The 16,746-nt window shown below is 60.6% G+C and carries 18 protein-coding genes, 1 tRNA gene and 2 pseudogenes; 8 read left to right on the forward strand and 13 right to left on the reverse strand.

Translation table 11 applies throughout. From position 1 onward, the window contains the following. Positions 1 to 88: 88 nt before the first annotated feature. Both vapC and vapB read right to left on the reverse strand, forming a co-directional pair. Positions 89 to 505: a type II toxin-antitoxin system tRNA(fMet)-specific endonuclease VapC gene (gene vapC / locus PCOSP_RS01560; protein ID WP_139646366.1), complete on the reverse strand. Its 417-nt coding sequence runs from the start codon at positions 503 to 505 to the stop codon at positions 89 to 91. After that, positions 506 to 736: a type II toxin-antitoxin system VapB family antitoxin gene (gene vapB, locus PCOSP_RS01565; protein WP_139646368.1), complete on the reverse strand. Its 231-nt coding sequence runs from the start codon at positions 734 to 736 to the stop codon at positions 506 to 508. A 174-nt stretch (positions 737 to 910) separates the two neighbouring features. Between vapB and PCOSP_RS01570 the strand changes: the two genes are divergently transcribed. After that, positions 911 to 1,360 (forward strand): carboxypeptidase regulatory-like domain-containing protein, encoded by a 450-nt coding sequence (locus PCOSP_RS01570; protein WP_464710167.1) that lies wholly within the window; start codon positions 911 to 913, stop codon positions 1,358 to 1,360. Positions 1,361 to 1,369: 9 nt separating this feature from the next. On the opposite strand, the gene PCOSP_RS01575 is transcribed toward PCOSP_RS01570, so the two are convergent. The 9 genes and pseudogenes from PCOSP_RS01575 to panM all read right to left on the reverse strand — a co-directional run bounded on the left by PCOSP_RS01575 (position 1,370) and on the right by panM (position 8,407). Then, positions 1,370 to 1,816 (reverse strand): hypothetical protein, encoded by a 447-nt coding sequence (locus PCOSP_RS01575; protein WP_464710169.1) that lies wholly within the window; start codon positions 1,814 to 1,816, stop codon positions 1,370 to 1,372. Between the two features lie 141 nt (positions 1,817 to 1,957). Then, positions 1,958 to 3,016 (reverse strand): annotated as a pseudogene (locus PCOSP_RS01580) (PDDEXK nuclease domain-containing protein). Between the two features lie 236 nt (positions 3,017 to 3,252). Continuing rightward, entirely contained in the window at positions 3,253 to 3,660 is a 408-nt protein-coding gene (locus PCOSP_RS01585) for a hypothetical protein (RefSeq protein WP_464710170.1), read from the reverse strand. A 65-nt stretch (positions 3,661 to 3,725) separates the two neighbouring features. Continuing rightward, entirely contained in the window at positions 3,726 to 4,055 is a 330-nt protein-coding gene (locus tag PCOSP_RS01590) for a DHCW motif cupin fold protein (protein ID WP_055136766.1), read from the reverse strand. A 124-nt stretch (positions 4,056 to 4,179) separates the two neighbouring features. Continuing rightward, positions 4,180 to 4,255 (reverse strand) — tRNA-Phe (locus PCOSP_RS01595). A 102-nt stretch (positions 4,256 to 4,357) separates the two neighbouring features. Then, the gene (locus PCOSP_RS01600; protein ID WP_024778047.1) at positions 4,358 to 4,630 is read right to left on the reverse strand and encodes an oxidative damage protection protein; all 273 of its coding nucleotides are present in this window, start codon (positions 4,628 to 4,630) and stop codon (positions 4,358 to 4,360) included. Beyond that, positions 4,627 to 5,694: an A/G-specific adenine glycosylase gene (gene mutY / locus PCOSP_RS01605; protein WP_464710171.1), complete on the reverse strand. Its 1,068-nt coding sequence runs from the start codon at positions 5,692 to 5,694 to the stop codon at positions 4,627 to 4,629. The genes PCOSP_RS01600 and mutY overlap by 4 nt, the downstream gene beginning before the upstream one ends. Further along, positions 5,691 to 7,916, reverse strand: coding sequence for an AsmA family protein (locus PCOSP_RS01610; protein ID WP_464710172.1), 2,226 nt, complete (start codon positions 7,914 to 7,916; stop codon positions 5,691 to 5,693). The genes mutY and PCOSP_RS01610 overlap by 4 nt, the downstream gene beginning before the upstream one ends. 92 nt (positions 7,917 to 8,008) lie before the next feature. Beyond that, complete coding sequence (gene panM / locus PCOSP_RS01615; protein ID WP_464710173.1) at positions 8,009 to 8,407, reverse strand: aspartate 1-decarboxylase autocleavage activator PanM; 399 nt, start codon at positions 8,405 to 8,407, stop codon at positions 8,009 to 8,011. 261 nt (positions 8,408 to 8,668) lie between these two features. On the opposite strand from panM, the gene PCOSP_RS01620 reads away from it, so the two are divergent. From PCOSP_RS01620 to PCOSP_RS01650, 7 genes and pseudogenes are all read left to right on the forward strand, one after another. After that, the gene (locus tag PCOSP_RS01620; RefSeq protein ID WP_139646382.1) at positions 8,669 to 10,330 is read left to right on the forward strand and encodes an OFA family MFS transporter; all 1,662 of its coding nucleotides are present in this window, start codon (positions 8,669 to 8,671) and stop codon (positions 10,328 to 10,330) included. Positions 10,331 to 10,631: 301 nt separating this feature from the next. Then, complete coding sequence (gene hisB / locus PCOSP_RS01625) at positions 10,632 to 11,225, forward strand: imidazoleglycerol-phosphate dehydratase HisB (RefSeq protein ID WP_024778052.1); 594 nt, start codon at positions 10,632 to 10,634, stop codon at positions 11,223 to 11,225. Beyond that, on the forward strand, positions 11,225 to 11,863 hold the full coding sequence (gene hisH, locus PCOSP_RS01630) for an imidazole glycerol phosphate synthase subunit HisH (protein ID WP_047699832.1): 639 nt from the start codon (positions 11,225 to 11,227) through the stop codon (positions 11,861 to 11,863). The genes hisB and hisH overlap by 1 nt, the downstream gene beginning before the upstream one ends. Further along, positions 11,863 to 12,116: pseudogene (locus tag PCOSP_RS01635) on the forward strand (DUF2164 domain-containing protein). Before hisH ends, PCOSP_RS01635 begins: the two are co-directional and overlap by 1 nt. A 42-nt stretch (positions 12,117 to 12,158) precedes the next feature. Further along, positions 12,159 to 12,896, forward strand: coding sequence for a 1-(5-phosphoribosyl)-5-[(5-phosphoribosylamino)methylideneamino]imidazole-4-carboxamide isomerase (gene hisA, locus PCOSP_RS01640; protein WP_139646386.1), 738 nt, complete (start codon positions 12,159 to 12,161; stop codon positions 12,894 to 12,896). A 9-nt stretch (positions 12,897 to 12,905) separates the two neighbouring features. Next, a complete protein-coding gene (hisF, locus tag PCOSP_RS01645; protein ID WP_041024709.1) occupies positions 12,906 to 13,676 on the forward strand; it encodes an imidazole glycerol phosphate synthase subunit HisF in 771 nt (256 codons plus the stop codon). Positions 13,677 to 13,739: 63 nt separating this feature from the next. Then, a complete protein-coding gene (locus tag PCOSP_RS01650) occupies positions 13,740 to 14,483 on the forward strand; it encodes a substrate-binding periplasmic protein (RefSeq protein WP_464710174.1) in 744 nt (247 codons plus the stop codon). Positions 14,484 to 14,613: 130 nt separating this feature from the next. Here the strand turns inward: PCOSP_RS01650 and PCOSP_RS01655 are convergent, their stop codons facing one another. Continuing rightward, a complete protein-coding gene (locus PCOSP_RS01655) occupies positions 14,614 to 15,396 on the reverse strand; it encodes a divergent polysaccharide deacetylase family protein (RefSeq protein WP_464710175.1) in 783 nt (260 codons plus the stop codon). 1 nt (position 15,397) lies between these two features. Beyond that, the gene (locus PCOSP_RS01660; RefSeq protein ID WP_139646393.1) at positions 15,398 to 16,714 is read right to left on the reverse strand and encodes a S41 family peptidase; all 1,317 of its coding nucleotides are present in this window, start codon (positions 16,712 to 16,714) and stop codon (positions 15,398 to 15,400) included. Between the last annotated feature and the right edge of the window lie 32 nt (positions 16,715 to 16,746).

Below are 16,746 nucleotides of genomic sequence, written 5' to 3' on the forward strand. Positions count from 1 at the left end.
TGCCGGTGAAAATCCCCGGGAGTCGCGTAAAAAAAGGCGCGATGGTGCCAGCTTTGGGCGGGGGTTGGAAGGGTTAACCGGATGAGCGTTACTCTGGCCCTTTCACAACGGTCCAATCTTCGGTGCGCAGTCCCGGAACTCTTTCAAACTCCTTCAGATTGTTGGTTATCACGATCAGCCCGAGAGAACGGGCATGGCCGGCAATCATTTGGTCGTAAGGGCCGATTGGCTTGCCTGCCTTCGCCAGTTCGGCTCGAATCATTCCGGTATGTGCGGCAGCTTCATAACCAAATGGTAGAACCTCAAGGCGAGCACAGAAGCCTTCGATGACGGCGAGATTTCTTTCTGGGGCGCAAGACTTTTCTGCGCCGTAGATCAGCTCCATCAGCGTAACGGCACTAATGCAAAGCTGGCCGTGATGCAGATTGAAAGCTTCTCTGACCATCTGGGGTTTGTTCTTGATGGTGAAAATACAGATGTTGGTATCCAGCATGAATTTGATCATTTAGAAGGATTCACGCTCCTGATCGGCGGGCTGATCGCGGTCTGTCATAAAGTCAGCTGTCACGGTATCTCCATCGAACCAGCTGTCCCATGCTTCTCCGGCCGGGGTAATGATTCGGGCTCTGCCGACGGCGATTACATCTACGCGCTTCACGTCGCTTGGCATCGCCACTGCTTTGGGAAGCCGGACCGCTTGGCTGCGGTTGCTCATGAAAAGGGTGGTTTGTTCCATCAGGAGTCCTCCACGAATCCAAAAATCCAAGCGTAGGCTACCACTGGGATATGGCGATGGGATATACGATTCTGACGCCTGCCGGTGGCGCGGATGCTTCCAATCGATCTAAACCTACGACTGCAACCCGAATCAAAAGGGAACCTGTATGGGCGAACCGTGGGAGTTATCGCCATGAAGCTTTTTCGTTGCTTTTTGTTGCCCTTCACGAGCGTAGGGGTATTACTTTTTTCCATCATGCTCAACGCCACCAACCTCGCTCCAATAGACAGCGCCGGCGTGCAGGTTCAGCCGCTGCAGCAAAACGGCATCACCTACCTGTCCGGTGGTATCGGCGAAGACGAAGCCCGGGCCATCGGGCAGGCGCACGGGTACAACCTGCACATGACTTTTGCGGTCGGGCCTGAAAACAAATACATCCCGGATGTGCACGTCACAATTCACAACGCGTCGGGGCAAACACTGCTGACGCTGGATGACGCGGGGCCGCTGGTTTATGTGCAACTGCCGCCGGGCAAGTACACCGTGATGGCGACACGCAATGGCGAGGAGCGCCGCGACACCGCCGACATCGGCAGCGGGGCCGCACGCAATCTGGTGTTCCATTGGAACGGTGACGAATAGCCATTCGGCTTACTCGCCGGCGGGCTCTTCCATCGATTGGCGATAACGGTCCAGCGCTTCGCCGAAGTCCTTGATGAATTCAGGGGTGCTGAGCCAGCGCTGTGCCGTTTCGCGGTCCATGTCGTCGACCCACATGCGGTAGTCCACCAGCATGTCGGCGGCCAGGTTGGTTGCCGCCATGCTTTCGTTCTCGGCGTTCTTCAGGTCCAGCAGGCTCGGACGTTCGCTGATCATCACGCTCAGGGAAGAAAGCAGCGTGTCGAGCAATTCGCTTCGGCTGACGGCTTCGGCTTCACGCAGTTTGGCGAACAGCTCCAGCACATAGACGGGCGGCTGCGCGGTGGCGTGGGCCGGGTCGCCATACATTGGAATGGATTTACGCCCGGTCATGCGGATCTGCTTGGCTTTGTCTTTGGCACGCTTGGCGCGTTTCTGCTGCTTATTCAGTGAGGCCATTGGGTTTCGGTTTCCAATTCGTCAGGTGGCAGCCCCCGGCTCAAGCCATTTCGGCACGGTCGGTAGTCTGTGAGGCGGGTAGTTTACCGCTTCGGACTCGGATAATGCCCTTGGAACGCATCGCGGATCAGCGCAAGGGTGTCAGTGGCCTTCAGCCGGCGTACCCGATGGTCGCTCTTCAAGCCGGGCTCGCTCACGATCCAACTCATTGCGCAGTTCTTCTTCTGTCGGGAGTACAAGTTGGTACTGACTGGCGAAGAGCTGTTCGTTGCCTTGCAGCACTGAGTAGCGCACCACCGACTCGTCCTTCTGCGCACAGAGAATGATGCCGACGGTGGGTTTGTCATCCGGGCCGCGTCTCAGGTCGTCGTAGAGGCGGACGTACATGTCCATCTGGCCGATGTCCTGGTGGCTGAGTTCGCCGCGCTTGAGGTCGACAATCACAAAGCATTTGAGCAGATAGTTGTAGAACACGAGGTCGACGTAGAAGTCCTTGCTCTCGGTGCTGATGCGCTGCTAACGGGCAACGAAGGCGAAGCCCTTGCCCAGTTCGAGGAGGAATCCCTGCAACTGGTCGATCAGGGCTTGTTCCAGATCGGTTTCCAGCAGGAGGCCGGCATTGGGCAGTCCGAGAAACTCCAGGACGACCGGATCCCGAACGATATCCCTGGGGCCGAGATCCAGTGCTTTCAGGTTGGCCGAGGCCTCCTGCTTCACCTTGGGCCGGTCGCGGCTTGCCAGCAGGCGCTCGTAGTAGAAGGTTCCGATCTGGCGTTCCAGGGCGCGGGTGGACCAGTTCTGCGTGGCGGTTTCGTTCATGTACCAGTGCCGGGCGTTTTCGTTTTCCACCCGGAGAAGCGTGCGGTAGTGGGTCCAGCTCAATTCGGGACGCACTGCGTTCCAATTTGAAAATGTCTGATAGAAATCCCGCATGTGCCGCAGGTTGCGTTCATCAAATCCTTTGCCGAATCTGGTTGTCAGTTCCTTGGCCAATGTCTGCAGCAGCTTGGTCCCGTAGGTCGCCCGTTCTGCTCCTCGTTGCTCAAACTGAACGATATGCCGGCCGATCTGCCAGCAGGTCTGTACTTGAAGGGTATCAACGGCGCGCAGCACTTTACGACGTGCCTGCTGGATCAGTTCACCGAGTTCGTTGATCAGTGGCGCAAGCTTTGGATCGTCTTGGGGTAAAAGTGGACTCATCGAATATCAGCCGAAGTGGTGGGCGGTCCATAAAAGGATGCTCCAATCAGTATTTCGATGATGCCGGACTAGGCTGATTGACCTGGATGAAAAGCGATAGATTCATGCAGGATCGGTTTGAGGCAGGGTTATGTCTGTTGTGTCAGAACCTGTAGGCGCTGTCCGAAGAACGTGTCGGTGTGCGGAAAGTTCTGACACAGGCTGCCCAGTTCGACCGGACAGCTTCGTCACCGAAGTTAATCAGGCGCTTGCGTCAATTCCCGGGATGCAGAGACATAATCGGCCTGGAACTGGGGGCTTTCGACCCAGTCCAGCGCGGTTTGCTCGTCAACACCCGTGGTCAGGCGACGGTATTCGATCAAGGCGGTAAAGATGAAGTCCGTGGCTTCTTCCTCACCTTCCTGTTCCAGCACCAGCGCCAGCAGTGGATGCCCGAGGAAGGCCGCGCACATGGCCTGCTGACTGACTTTTTCAGCCATGCGCATCTGGTTGAACAGATCGGACAGGTCCACCGTTTCCAGATCGATGCGCTCATCGTTCGGGTCCAGGAAGTCGTTCGGCGCAGCGGCACGTTGAACGCGGTTCTGCTTGGCTTTTGCCTTGGCGCGCTGGTTACGTTTCTGCTGTTTGTTCGCCGATGCCATGGGCCGGATTCCTGACGTGAATTGAGGCTGTATATCCTACAGCCTCAAGGCCAATGCTTCGAACCTCAATCCACCACGAACAAGGTGGCACCCTGGGAAGTCGAAGAGCGATGGGGCTCGGCCTGGTCGGCCACCTGGTAGCTCATGCCAGCCTTGAGCACGAAGTGCCGTCCATCCTCCAGCTCGGTGTTCAGCTCACCTTTCAGGCAAAACAGGATGTGCCCTTTGGTGCACCAGTGGTCGGCGAGGTATCCCGCCGTGTATTCCACCATCCGCACCCGGATGTTCCCGAACTGCCGGGTCCGCCAATATGCCGTTCCGGTGACGCCTTTGTGTTCGGTCGGTTCGATGGTTGACCAGTCGGTGGTGCCGAAGGGGATGCCGGTGATGTCCATAACGACTCGCTTGTTAGGGAAGAGAGAGCAACGAGGGGCGAATGTAACTGAGTCGGCGAGACGGTGGAATAAACCCAGGCAATAAAAAAACCCGATCAATTGCTTGATCGGGGTTTTCGGTATTTGGTGCCCAGAGACGGAATCGAACCGCCGACACGGGGATTTTCAATCCCCTGCTCTACCGACTGAGCTATCTGGGCAACGGGGCGCATTAAACGGGTTTTTCAGGGGGGCGTCAAGCAAGTTTTCAAAAAATATTTAATTATTACCGTCGCTTACGATTCGCCCCCGGTCCGGACAGCTTATTCGGACGGCGGCACGTAGCCTTCGGCCTTGGCGTATTCTTCGCCGGAAAAGAACTTCGCCATCTCGCCCTGGAGGTATTTGCGGTCGTCGGCGTTCATCATGTTCAGGCGTTTTTCGTTGATCAGCAGGGTCTGGTGTTTCTGCCAGTCGCCCCAGGCCTTGGCCGAGACGTTGTCGTAGATATCCTGGCCGATGGAACCCGGAAAGGGGGCTCGTTCCAGGGCGGGCAGTTCTTCTTTGTACTTACGGCACATGATGGTGCGGGTCATGACGGCTCTCCTGCGTTCAATACGGCGGCCGCGCGCTCGAGCAAGGTTTTGACCGGGGCGGCGAGGCCCAGGCGCGGCGGGGTGGCGAGGTTATACCAGAGCCAGTCGGCCTCGGCCACGTGATGGCCGCTTTCCCGAACCTGGACCAGCCAGGGTTCGATTGCCAACTGGAAGTGACTGAAGGTGTGTACCAGGCCAGGCATTTCCTGGTGCTTGCCCAGTTCCAGGGAGTGTTGCAGGGCCAGGTGTTGCAGGTCGTCGAGGTCGTCGAGTTCCGGAAGGCTCCACAATCCACCCCACAGGCCGGTGGAAGGGCGACGGTAGAGCAGGATGGCGCCTTCACGGTTGGCCAGCATTGGCATCAGCGTGCGTTTTTTCGGGACTTCCTTGCGCGGCTTGGGGATCGGGTAGCGGGTTTCCAGGCCCAGCATGTGGGCTTCGCAACCTGACTTCAGGGGGCAGAGCAGGCAACTGGGTTTGCTGCGAGTGCAGAGCGTGGCGCCCAGGTCCATCATCGCCTGGGTGTAGGCGTTGACCCGATCCTGGGGGGTGAAGCGCTCGGCGGTGGCCCACAACTGCTTGGCGACCTTGGGTTCGCCCGGGTAGCCTTCCTGGGCCGTGAAGCGCGCCAGTACCCGCTTGACGTTGCCATCGAGGATTGGCGCCCGAAGGCCCATGCTGATGCTGGCGATAGCGCCGGCGGTAGACAGGCCGATCCCCGGCAGTTCGGTGAGCTTTTCCACGTCCCGGGGGAATTCGCCGCCGTACTGGTCGACGACGATCTTCGCGGTTTTCTGCAAGTTGCGCGCACGGGTGTAATAGCCCAGGCCGGTCCACAGGTGCAGCACTTCGTCTTCCGGCGCGGCGGCCAGGGCTTCGACGGTGGGCAGCGAGGCCATGAACCGGTCGAAGTAATTGAGCACGGTGCTGACCTGGGTCTGCTGCAACATGATCTCGGAGACCCACACCCGGTACGGGGTGATGCCTTGTTGCCAAGGCAAGTCATGGCGCCCGTGGCGGTCGAACCAGTCCAGGACGGCGATGGAAAACTGCTCGGCTCTCATCGTTTGAACAGCCCCTTGAGCGCGTCTTTCAACTCGGGGCTGACCTTGTCGCCCAGTTTCTCGTCGATCTTGTCGCCGAGACGGTCGCCGGCCAGTTTCGCCGCGACCTTGCCTAGTCCGTCGTTGTCCAGGCGGCAGGCCTTGGCGCCGAGCTCCAGCGGACCGCGGCAGCGCAGCGGCCATTCGACATCGACGTAGCGTTCGTTGACCTGGCAGGCCGGGTCAGGCATCTCGCTCTTGTCGCCTTCGACGATGACGCCGACACGGTAATCCATGCCGAGCACGCGCAGATCGATATCACCGTTGCCGTTGACGGTCATGCCGGGGATGCGGACTTTCAGGTCCGGGTTGCTGGCCACGCCATTGCGGAAGGTCAAGTTGCCGTCGAGTTGCTGGAACGGTGTGTCCTTGCCCCGAGGTTCGCCGCTCAGGCTCTTGCGGTTCAGCAGGGCAATGCCCTTGCACAGTTGCTGTTCGAGGTTGGCGTTGAGCAGCACACCGTCGTTGATGACGAAGCCGGCGTTGCCGTTGAGGCTGTCGATCAGAGCTTTCTGGCTGTTGCCGCTGGCGGTCACGGCGCTGTTGAGTGTCACCAGGCCTTTGACCGGCGGATTCTTGCCTTGGCTCTCGATGATTTTCTCGGCCGGCACCCGGTTGATCCGGGTTTGCAGGCTCAACTGTGGCGTGGGCTGGCGTACATCCAGCGTGCCCTTGGCCTCGAAGTTGCCGTTGAACAGGTCTCCCCGCAGGTTTTCCAGGGTCAACAGGCCACCCTGGCCGGTGGCCTTGAGGGCCGCGTCCTGGATAGGCAGTTTGTCGAGGGTCAGCTGGCCGAAAGTCAGGTCGGCATCGAGGTCCAGTTTGCTCAGGCGTTCCACCGGAAAGAGTCGGTCGTTGCTCCAGGCGCCCTGAGTCGGAGCGTTCGGCAGCGGCGTGGTGCCGGCGCCGGCCATGGCACTGGCCTCGGTGTTGCTGACCTCCTCCTCGCGGGCGGTCTTGGCGCTGTTGGCCTCGGTGGATTTTGGCGGCAGGTAGCGGTCAACGTTGAACGTGTCGGCCTTGAGCTGCGCGCGCAGGGACTGCTTGGCGAAGTCTTCCACGGCGATACGGCCGCTGAAGCTGCTGTCGTCGACTTTCAGATTGATGTTGTTGAATTCGACGCTGGTGGGTGTACCGGCGATGCGGCTGACCAGTTCGACCTTGGTCAGGCTGCCTTCGCCCATGGCGGGTAGTTTCTGGCCGATGCTGTCGACAAAATTCGCCAGGTCGAACTGAGCGATCGATACACCGCCGTTCAACTGCGGGGTCTTGTCGAGGTCGTTGACCTTCAGTTCGCCCAGGGCGCGCAGCTGGTTCAAGGACAGCTTGATGCCGGTCCATTCGGCAACGTTCGCGGCCCTGTCCAGGAACAGCTGACCCTGGGCGTTGAAATTCAGGATCTTGCCCTGTAATGGATCGCCAGTGACTTCGCCGGACAGTTTCAGGTCTTCGAACTTGTAGCGCTGCAAGGCGCGTTCGAAGCGCAGTTCGCCGGTGACTTCGGTCCGCACGCGCACGGCTGGCTGGCTGCTGGACAGGAAGGCGGTCAGCTTGACCGGAATGTTGGTGGAGTCGTGGACCGGGCCGGTGCTCAGTTGGATACTTTCGGCGCTGAACTGCTTGCCGGTCTGCTCGTCGGTGTACTCGACCCGGGCGTTGTTCACGGTCAGGCTGTCGATGTCCAAACGGGTCGGCTGGGCTGGTTTTTCCGCCGGGGCACTGGCGGGCGGAGCCGGTTGCTCGGCCGGTGCCGGGGTGCCCGCGGTCGTTGTGGAAACGGGCGCCTTGCCAATGTCTTCCCAGTTGCCGTGGCCGTTCTTGTCACGGTTGAGGCGCAGGTTCAGGCCTTCGACCCGCACGTCGCTCATCTGTACTTCCCGGCGGAGCAGCGGCATGACCCGCACCGAAAGACCAAGCATCTGCAGGTCGGCGAAAGGTTGTGTCGGGTTGGCCAGCGTCGCGACGCTGGCCTCGTGCAATTCCAGACCCAGCCATGGAAACAGACTCCAGCCGATGTCGCCATTGAGGGTCAGCTCAATGTGGGCCTTGTCGCGGGCTATCTGGCGGATCTCTTCCTTATAGTCGTTGGGATCGAAGAGGTGGGTCAGGGCAAAGCCCAAGGCCACAATGATCAGCAACAGCCCGAGAAGTACCAGACCCAGGATTTTGCCGAACGCTTTCATGGGCGAGTCCTTGTAGGTTGAGTTCAGAATTTAGCCTGCGAGTATAACGCTGTGGATTGCTGGTGCGTTGGGGCGATCATTTCCCCTGATGCTCAACTTTCGTCCAGCGCCAGCTTCAATTTGGCTGCCAGGGCCTGGGCCATCAAGTGCCCGGCCGGGGCCAGCAACCGCAGTTGGGCGCCCTCTTGCCGGGCCATCCGCTGCGCCTCACTGACCAATCGCTCAGCTACGCCACGGCGACGGGTTACGCTTCGCACGCATATCTGGGACAAGTGCCAGGCGTTCTGGTGCCGTTGCAGGCGTGCGGCACCGAGCAGTCGATCGTTGAAGCGAGCCGCGATCAATGAGCCATCTTGCAGGTAATCCTGGATCAGGTGTGTGGCATCGTTGAACGGCTCGAGCAGCCAGGGCGGGGCGTCCAGGTAGATTTTGTGCAGGTCCTGCCGATCCTGGCCGGTGGCTTCAATCAGGTGCTCGACAACAATGGGCATGGAAATTCCTGAAAAATAAATGACTTTCGCCCTACAGAAAGCAAACAAGGACGCGATAAGACAAATGACATGAAAAAGGTGATATCACTTTGGTTTTTCTGTCGCGAGCAAATGGTAACCTTTACCCGTTCGCCCGTCCTTCTGCGACTTGATGTCACACCAACAGGGAGCTTCACCGCACAATACAGTCATGCCTGCGTGCAAATAAGGCTGAGGGTGATGCGTGGCTGGCGAACCATTCTAACAACTGGGGGATACACAATGAGCACGAGCATTACGGCGGACGGCACTGCCGACCAGCCCGCGTTCCTCTCCAAGGAACGTATCATCGCCAAGTCCGGCTTCAATCGGTGGCTGGTTCCACCGGCCGCGCTGGCCATTCACCTCTGCATCGGCATGGCCTACGGTTTCTCGGTGTTCTGGTTGCCACTGTCCAAGGCCTTGGGCATCACCAAGCCGGTAGCCTGCGCACCGGACATGAGCTTCATCTCGCAAGTCTTTTCGTCCCAATGCGACTGGCCGATCTCGATGCTCGGCTGGATCTACACCCTTTTCTTCATCTTCCTGGGTTGCTCGGCAGCCATCTGGGGTGGCTGGCTGGAACACGCTGGCCCACGCAAGGCCGGTGTCGTGTCGGCCTTGTGCTGGTGCGGTGGCTTGCTGATTTCCGCGCTGGGTATCTATACCCACCAGATCTGGCTGATGTGGGTCGGCTCCGGTGTAATCGGCGGTATCGGCCTGGGCCTGGGTTACATCTCCCCGGTGTCCACCCTGATCAAATGGTTCCCGGACAAGCGCGGCATGGCGACGGGCATGGCGATCATGGGCTTTGGTGGCGGTGCGATGGTTGGTGCCCCGCTGGCAGCAGCGCTGATGAACCATTTCGCCTCGCCAACCAGCGTGGGCGTATGGCAGAGCTTCCTGGTCATGGCTGCGATCTATTTCGTGTTTATGATCGGTGGTGCCTTGTCGTACCGCGTGCCACCGACCGGCTGGAAGCCCGAGGGCTGGACTCCGGCTCCGAAGAAAGCCGCGAACGCGATGATCACCCATCGCCACGTTCACGTGAACGTCGCCTGGAAAACCCCGCAGTTCCGCCTGGTATGGCTGGTGCTGTGCCTGAACGTATCCGCCGGTATCGGCATCCTGGGCATGGCGTCGCCGCTGCTGCAGGAAGTGTTCGGCGGTAAATTGCTCGGCAACGATCTGCCTTTCGGTCAACTGGATGCCACGCAGCTGGCCCAGATCGCCGCCATCGCCGCCGGCTTCACCGGTCTGCTGAGCCTGTTCAACATCGGTGGGCGGTTCTTCTGGGCATCCTTCTCGGATTACCTGGGCCGTAAAAACACCTACTTCGTGTTCTTCGCCCTGGGTGTTGCCCTGTACTCGCTGATCCCGAACCTCGGTCACCTGGGCAGTGTCGCCCTGTTCGTGGCGGCGTTCTGCATCATCCTGTCGATGTACGGCGGCGGTTTCGCCACGGTGCCGGCCTACCTGGCCGACCTGTTCGGTACGCAAATGGTTGGCGCGATCCACGGTCGCCTGTTGACCGCCTGGGCTGCGGCCGGCGTGCTGGGTCCGGTACTGGTGAACTACCTGCGTGAATATCAGTTGAGCATCGGCGTTGAACGCGCCGCCGCTTATGACATTACCCTGTACATCCTCTCCGGCCTGCTGGTGCTGGGCTTCCTGTGCAACCTGATGGTTCGCCCGGTCGCCGACAAGTACTTCATGACCGACGCAGAACTGGCTGCCGAACAGGCGCTGGGCCATGACAAGGGTGCCGACAGCACCACTTCTCTGGAGTGGAAAGCCGCACCGGGCACCAAGCTCATGGCGGTCGCCGCCTGGCTGGTGGTGGGTATTCCGCTGGCGTGGGGTGTGTGGGTGACCCTGCAGAAGACGGCGGTGTTGTTCCACTAAGCAACACCGAGGTGATCCCGGAGCCATCGGCTTCGGGTGAGCCCTGTGGGAGCGAGCCCGCTCTCGATGGGGTGTCTCAGTCGAGTCATTGTTGACTGATCCGCCGCTATCGCGAGCAGGCTCGCTCCCACATTTGTTTCTGGCTGATGGCAAAAAACTGCATCCCTCACTTGTATGGACATGTCTATCGCCGGCGGCGCGGGATTCAGCCCGTCAGTGATATCGTCTCTCGTGTTTCTGTTTGTCGCTCGCGCCCCTATAATGGCTGCCTTTTTCGCCCAATGATTTTGCGGAGCTGGTGATGGCCGAACGTAAGGCGTCTGTCGAGCGCGACACTCTGGAAACCCAGATCAAAGCCTCGATCAACCTGGATGGCACCGGAAAGGCCCGGTTTGATATCGGCGTGCCTTTCCTTGAGCACATGCTGGACCAGATCGCCCGTCACGGGCTGATCGACCTGGACATCGTCAGCAAGGGCGATCTGCATATCGACGACCACCACACGGTGGAAGACGTCGGTATCACCCTGGGGCAGGCCTTCACCCAGGCCATCGGCGACAAGAAGGGCATCCGTCGCTACGGCCACGCCTATGTGCCGCTCGATGAAGCGCTGTCGCGGGTGGTCATCGACTTCTCCGGTCGTCCGGGCTTGCAGATGCATGTGCCATACACCCGCGCTACCGTCGGCGGCTTCGACGTCGACCTGTTCCAGGAGTTCTTCCAGGGCTTCGTCAACCACGCCAACGTGACCCTGCACATCGACAACTTGCGCGGGCATAACACCCACCACCAGATCGAAACCGTGTTCAAGGCTTTCGGCCGCGCCTTGCGCATGGCCGTTGAGCTCGATGACCGCATGGCCGGGCAGATGCCTTCCACCAAGGGCGTCCTGTAATGCAGACGGTTGCGGTTATCGACTACGGTATGGGCAACCTGCACTCGGTGGCCAAGGCCCTCGAGCACGTGGGCGCCGGCAAGGTCCTGATCACCAGCGATGCCGACGTGATTCGCGAAGCCGACCGGGTGGTATTCCCCGGCGTCGGAGCTATTCGCGATTGCATGGCCGAGATCCGTCGCTTGGGCTTCGACTCGCTGGTCCACGAAGTCAGCCAGGACCGTCCGTTCCTTGGCATCTGCGTGGGCATGCAGGCATTGCTCGAGCGCAGCGAAGAGAACAGCGGTGTCGATTGCATCGGCATGTTCCCGGGCCAGGTTAAGTTCTTTGGCAAGGACCTGCATGAAGATGCCGAACACCTGAAAGTCCCCCACATGGGCTGGAACGAAGTGAAACAGGCGGTGGATCATCCTCTGTGGCACAACATTCCGGACCTGGCGCGCTTCTACTTCGTGCACAGCTACTACATCGCGGCCGGCAATGCGCGGCAGGTGGTGGGCAGCGGTCACTATGGCGTCGATTTCGCCGCAGCCCTGGCCGATGGGTCGCGATTCGCCGTGCAGTTCCACCCGGAGAAGAGCCATACCCATGGCCTGCAACTGCTGCAGAACTTCGCGGCGTGGGACGGTCGCTGGTAATGGCACGCAAGAAACCGCCAATCCTGACCCTCACCCCGAGCAGGAAAGTGAGGCGAATCGCAAGATCCAGCGGTTCATGGAGGATCGTTTCGAACTGGACCTGGGTTCGTTCGAGGCGGCGGAAATTCTTGACCTGTTTACCCGCGAAATTGCTCCGCACTATTACAACAGGGCGATTTTCGACGTGCAGGCGCACCTTAAGGAAAGGTTCGAAAGCATCGAAAGCGACCTGTGGGCGCTCGAGAAAAACTGATTCCCGAGCCAAGCTGAACATTCGTATTTGAAGGTTTGCCAGATGCTGATTATCCCCGCTATCGATCTCAAGGACGGCGCTTGCGTACGTCTGCGTCAGGGCCGGATGGAAGACTCCACGGTATTTTCCGATGATCCGGTGAGCATGGCCGCCAAGTGGGTGGAAGGTGGCTGCCGTCGCCTGCATCTGGTCGACCTGAATGGCGCCTTCGAAGGGCAGCCGGTGAACGGTGAAGTGGTTACCGCCATCGCCAGGCGCTACCCGAACCTACCGATCCAGATCGGCGGGGGTATTCGTTCGCTGGAAACCATCGAGCACTACGTCAAGGCCGGCGTCAGCTATGTGATCATCGGCACCAAGGCTGTCAAGGAACCTGAGTTCGTTGCCGAAGCCTGCCGCGCCTTCCCGGGCAAGGTCATCGTTGGCCTGGACGCCAAGGACGGTTTCGTCGCCACTGACGGCTGGGCCGAAGTCAGCACCATGCAGGTGATCGACCTGGCCAAGCGCTTCGAGGCTGACGGCGTGTCTGCCATCGTCTACACCGACATCGCCAAAGACGGCATGATGCAGGGCTGCAACGTCCCGTTCACCGCCGCCCTGGCCGCCGCCACGAAGATCCCGGTCATCGCTTCCGGTGGTATCCACAACCTGGGCGACATCAAGACGCTGCTCGACGCCAAGGCGCCCGGCATCATCGGTGCGATCACCGGTCGCGCGATTTATGAAGGCACCCTGGACGTCGCCGAGGCCCAGGCCTTCTGCGATTCCTACACAGGCTGAGGACTCATCATGGCGCTGGCCAAACGCATCATCCCTTGCCTGGACGTGGATAACGGCCGGGTGGTCAAGGGCGTCAAGTTCGAGAACATCCGTGACGCCGGCGACCCGGTGGAAATCGCCCGTCGCTACGACGAACAGGGCGCGGACGAGATTACCTTCCTGGACATCACGGCCAGCGTCGATGGCCGCGATACCACGTTGCATACCGTCGAGCGCATGGCCAGCCAGGTCTTCATCCCGCTGACCGTGGGCGGTGGCGTGCGCACCGTACAAGACATCCGCAACCTGCTCAACGCCGGTGCGGACAAGGTGTCCATCAACACTGCGGCCGTCTTCAATCCTGAATTCGTCGGCGAGGCCGCCGAGCGTTTCGGCTCGCAGTGCATTGTCGTGGCGATCGATGCGAAGAAGGTTTCCGGTCCGGGCGAGCCTCCGCGCTGGGAAATCTTCACCCACGGCGGCCGCAAGCCTACCGGCCTCGACGCTGTTGAGTGGGCGAAGAAGATGGAAGGCCTGGGCGCCGGTGAAATCCTGCTGACCAGCATGGACCAGGACGGCATGAAGAACGGCTTCGACCTGGGCGTCACCCGCGCCATCAGCGATGCCCTGGGGATCCCGGTGATTGCCTCCGGCGGGGTCGGCAACCTGCAGCATCTGGCCGACGGCATTCTCGAAGGCCACGCCAGCGCGGTGCTGGCGGCGAGCATCTTCCACTTTGGCGAATACACCGTGCCGGAGGCCAAGGCCTACATGGCGCAGCGCGGTATCTGCATTCGCTGATCGCTGGACACCATGGCGGGCCCAAGGCACTCTTGGGCACACCATGGATTGCGGTAGCCCGACATGTTCAAACGCCTCGTTCTTGCCTTCAGCGCCACCTTGCTGCTCGCAGGGACCGTTCGCGCTGCCGATACGTCGCTGGTGTTGCTGACGGAAAACTTTCCGCCGTACAACATGGCCAAGAACGGCAAGAACTTCGCCCAGGACGAGAACATCCATGGCATTGCCGTAGACATCGTCCGTGAGATCTTCAAGCGCGCCGATATCAGCTACAGCCTGACGCTGCGTTTTCCCTGGGAACGCATCTACAAACTCGCCCTGGAAAATCCCGGCTACGGTGTATTTGTCATGGCGCGGTTGCCGGAGCGGGAAGCGCTTTTCAAATGGGTCGGCCCCATCGGTCCGGACGACTGGATCATGCTTGCCAGGGCGGACAGCAAGATTGCCCTGGACTCATTGGAGCAGGCGCGCCCATACAGGATCGGCGCCTACAAAGGTGACGCCATTGCCGAAACACTGGACAAGCAGGGGTTGAAGCCAATAGTCGTGCTGCGCGACCAGGACAACGCCAGGAAACTGGTCAACGGTCAGATCGACCTGTGGGCCACTGGCGATCCGGCCGGTCGCTACCTGGCCCGTCAGGAAGGCGTGGACGATCTCAAGACCGTGCTGCGATTCAACAGTGCCGAGTTGTACCTGGCGCTGAACAAGGACGTGCCCGATGACGTGGTCGCACGGCTTCAAAAAGCCCTGGATGAGCTGCGCAAGGAAGGGACGGTGGACGCGATCATGGCGCGGTATCTCTGAGCCGTGCGCTAGCCGGTCTGGCCCCATCGCGAGCAGGCTCGCTCCCACAGGGGTCTATGGCGGATACAGCATTTGCGACCAACCACAATTTCCTGTGGGAGCGAGCCTGCTCGCGATGGCCGCGACGCGGTTATCGATAAACCCCGTTCTTCCCATGCCCCGTCATCGCTCGATTGCTGCGCAGGCTGATCATCGACTTGATGTCCACCCATTCGATGCCCTGCGCCTTGAGGCGGGGCAGTTCGCGTTCGAGCACCGCCAGGGTTTGCGGGTAGGGATGGCCGATCATCACGGCCGAGCCCTGGCGGCGAGCCAGGTCGATGGCGGTCTGGAACTGATGGGTGATGGCGGCTTCGGTGCGCTCGTCGTCGAGGAATACATCCCGCGACACACTGGCGAGGCCGATCTTCTGGGCTTCGGCGGCTGCGACAGTCTGGGCGCTGGTGCGGCTGTCCACGAAGAACTTGTGTCGCTGTTGCAAGTCCGCCATCAGCCACGCCATGGCCTGGGGCTGGGCGGTCATGCGGCTGCCCATGTGGTTGTTGATCCCACTGGTATAGGGCACGGCAGCGAACGCGGCGTCGAGGCGCTTGCCGAGTTCTTCAATCGGTAGCTCGGGATGCCAGGCGAACGGCCCGGTCGCCGGATCCATGGGCATGTGCAGCATGACGATCTTGCCGGCGCGGTGAGCCTCGCGGGCAAATTCGGCGGCGTGGGGCGTATCGGGCATGATCGCGGTGGCGACCGGGCCGGGGAGGGCCAATACCCGGCGATCCCGGGGCAGGCTTTGCCCCAGGTCGTCGATGATCAGGCTCAGATAAGCCTTGTGCGGTGAAGCCGCGGGGGTGTCGGGCGCCGCAAAGGCGGCGCTTGCCAGGCAGCACAACAGCCCGAGGATGAAACGCAGGCCCATCTCAGCGGCCGGAGGTGATGTTCAGTCCTTTGAGCAGACTCAGGGCCTGGGCCAGTTGGTAGTCGTCATCCTGCGGCATCGGCTTGGCCTTGGCGCCGGAACCGCTCGGTTTGTCGGCGCCGCCATTGCCGTTGCCCAAGTGACCTTGCAGGTCGGCTTCCTTGAAGTACTCGCTGTCCTGCTCGTTGGTGATCTTGGCCTTGCGTACCTCGATGTCCGGGACGATACCCTGGGCCTGGATGGAGCGGCCGTTTGGCGTGAAGTACAGCGCAGTCGTGATCTTGAGCGCACGGTCGTTGTTCAGCGGCAGGACGGTCTGCACCGAGCCTTTGCCGAAACTGGTGGTGCCCATGACCACGCCGCGCTTCTGGTCCTGCAGGGCGCCGGCGACGATTTCCGAGGCCGAGGCGCTGCCACCGTTGATCAATACCACCAGTGGCACGGCGTCGCTCAGATCGTTGCCGGTGGCCGAGAAGCGCAGCTCGGAGTTGGCGATACGGCCTTTGGTGTAGACGATCAGGCCTTTGGTGATGAAGTGATCCACCACTTCCACCGCCGATTGCAGCACGCCGCCAGGGTTGTTGCGCAGGTCCAGGACCAGGCCATTGAGTTTCTTGCCATTGTCCTTGCGCAACTTGGCCAGGGCTTTGGCGACTTCTTCGCCGGTCTTGACCTGGAACTGGGTGATGCGGATGTAGCCGTAGCCCGACTCCAGCAGCTGGCTCTTCACGCTCTTGACCTGGATTACCGCCCGGGTAAGGGTCACGTCGAATGGCGTACCGCCATCGCGTACCAGGGTCAGGGTGATCTTCTGGCCGATCTTGCCGCGCATCTTGTCCACGGCTTCGGTCATGCTCTGGCCGCGGGTCGGCTGGCCGTTGATCTTGACGATGAAGTCGCCGGCCTGGATCCCGGCCTTGGAGGCTGGTGTGTCGTCGATCGGCGACACCACCTTGATAAAGCCGTCTTCGCTGCCGACTTCGATGCCCAGGCCGCCGAACTCGCCGCTGGTGCTTTCCTGCAATTCGGCAAAGTCTTCCGGCCCCAGGTAGGCAGAGTGCGGGTCAAGGTTGCTGAGCATGCCCTTGATGGCGTTCTCCAACAGCATCTTGTCATCCACCGGTTCGACGTAGGCGGCCTTGATCCGGTCCATGACTTCGGCGAAGGTGCGCAGTTCGTCCAGGGGCAACGGTGCCTTGGTGGTGGCGGCCGTGGCGGCCGGCGCCGATGGGGCCGGTCCGGCGGCAAAAGCCAGGGGTGCACCGATCACGAGGGCGATCGTCAGGGCCAGCGAGGTGAGGCGGGACAAATGCAGCATGTCGAACGAACTCCTTAATTGGATGGGCGCGC

It is taken from the genome of Pseudomonas sp. MAFF 730105 (assembly GCF_055380705.1).

What these genes read in the sequence shown, in the direction of transcription:
- vapC (WP_139646366.1), bottom strand. Translation starts at nt 505, where the DNA reads ATGATCAAATTCATGCTGGATACCAACATCTGTATTTTCACCATCAAG.
- PCOSP_RS01585 (WP_464710170.1), bottom strand. Translation starts at nt 3,660, where the DNA reads ATGGCATCGGCGAACAAACAGCAGAAACGTAACCAGCGCGCCAAGGCA.
- hisH (WP_047699832.1), top strand. Translation starts at nt 11,225, where the DNA reads ATGCAGACGGTTGCGGTTATCGACTACGGTATGGGCAACCTGCACTCG.
- PCOSP_RS01610 (WP_464710172.1), bottom strand. Translation starts at nt 7,916, where the DNA reads ATGAAAGCGTTCGGCAAAATCCTGGGTCTGGTACTTCTCGGGCTGTTG.
- vapB (WP_139646368.1), bottom strand. Translation starts at nt 736, where the DNA reads ATGGAACAAACCACCCTTTTCATGAGCAACCGCAGCCAAGCGGTCCGG.
- PCOSP_RS01655 (WP_464710175.1), bottom strand. Translation starts at nt 15,396, where the DNA reads ATGGGCCTGCGTTTCATCCTCGGGCTGTTGTGCTGCCTGGCAAGCGCC.
- PCOSP_RS01660 (WP_139646393.1), bottom strand. Translation starts at nt 16,714, where the DNA reads ATGCTGCATTTGTCCCGCCTCACCTCGCTGGCCCTGACGATCGCCCTC.
- panM (WP_464710173.1), bottom strand. Translation starts at nt 8,407, where the DNA reads ATGCCCATTGTTGTCGAGCACCTGATTGAAGCCACCGGCCAGGATCGG.
- hisF (WP_041024709.1), top strand. Translation starts at nt 12,906, where the DNA reads ATGGCGCTGGCCAAACGCATCATCCCTTGCCTGGACGTGGATAACGGC.
- mutY (WP_464710171.1), bottom strand. Translation starts at nt 5,694, where the DNA reads ATGAGAGCCGAGCAGTTTTCCATCGCCGTCCTGGACTGGTTCGACCGC.
- hisB (WP_024778052.1), top strand. Translation starts at nt 10,632, where the DNA reads ATGGCCGAACGTAAGGCGTCTGTCGAGCGCGACACTCTGGAAACCCAG.
- PCOSP_RS01620 (WP_139646382.1), top strand. Translation starts at nt 8,669, where the DNA reads ATGAGCACGAGCATTACGGCGGACGGCACTGCCGACCAGCCCGCGTTC.
- PCOSP_RS01575 (WP_464710169.1), bottom strand. Translation starts at nt 1,816, where the DNA reads ATGGCCTCACTGAATAAGCAGCAGAAACGCGCCAAGCGTGCCAAAGAC.
- hisA (WP_139646386.1), top strand. Translation starts at nt 12,159, where the DNA reads ATGCTGATTATCCCCGCTATCGATCTCAAGGACGGCGCTTGCGTACGT.
- PCOSP_RS01590 (WP_055136766.1), bottom strand. Translation starts at nt 4,055, where the DNA reads ATGGACATCACCGGCATCCCCTTCGGCACCACCGACTGGTCAACCATC.
- PCOSP_RS01650 (WP_464710174.1), top strand. Translation starts at nt 13,740, where the DNA reads ATGTTCAAACGCCTCGTTCTTGCCTTCAGCGCCACCTTGCTGCTCGCA.
- PCOSP_RS01600 (WP_024778047.1), bottom strand. Translation starts at nt 4,630, where the DNA reads ATGACCCGCACCATCATGTGCCGTAAGTACAAAGAAGAACTGCCCGCC.
- PCOSP_RS01570 (WP_464710167.1), top strand. Translation starts at nt 911, where the DNA reads ATGAAGCTTTTTCGTTGCTTTTTGTTGCCCTTCACGAGCGTAGGGGTA.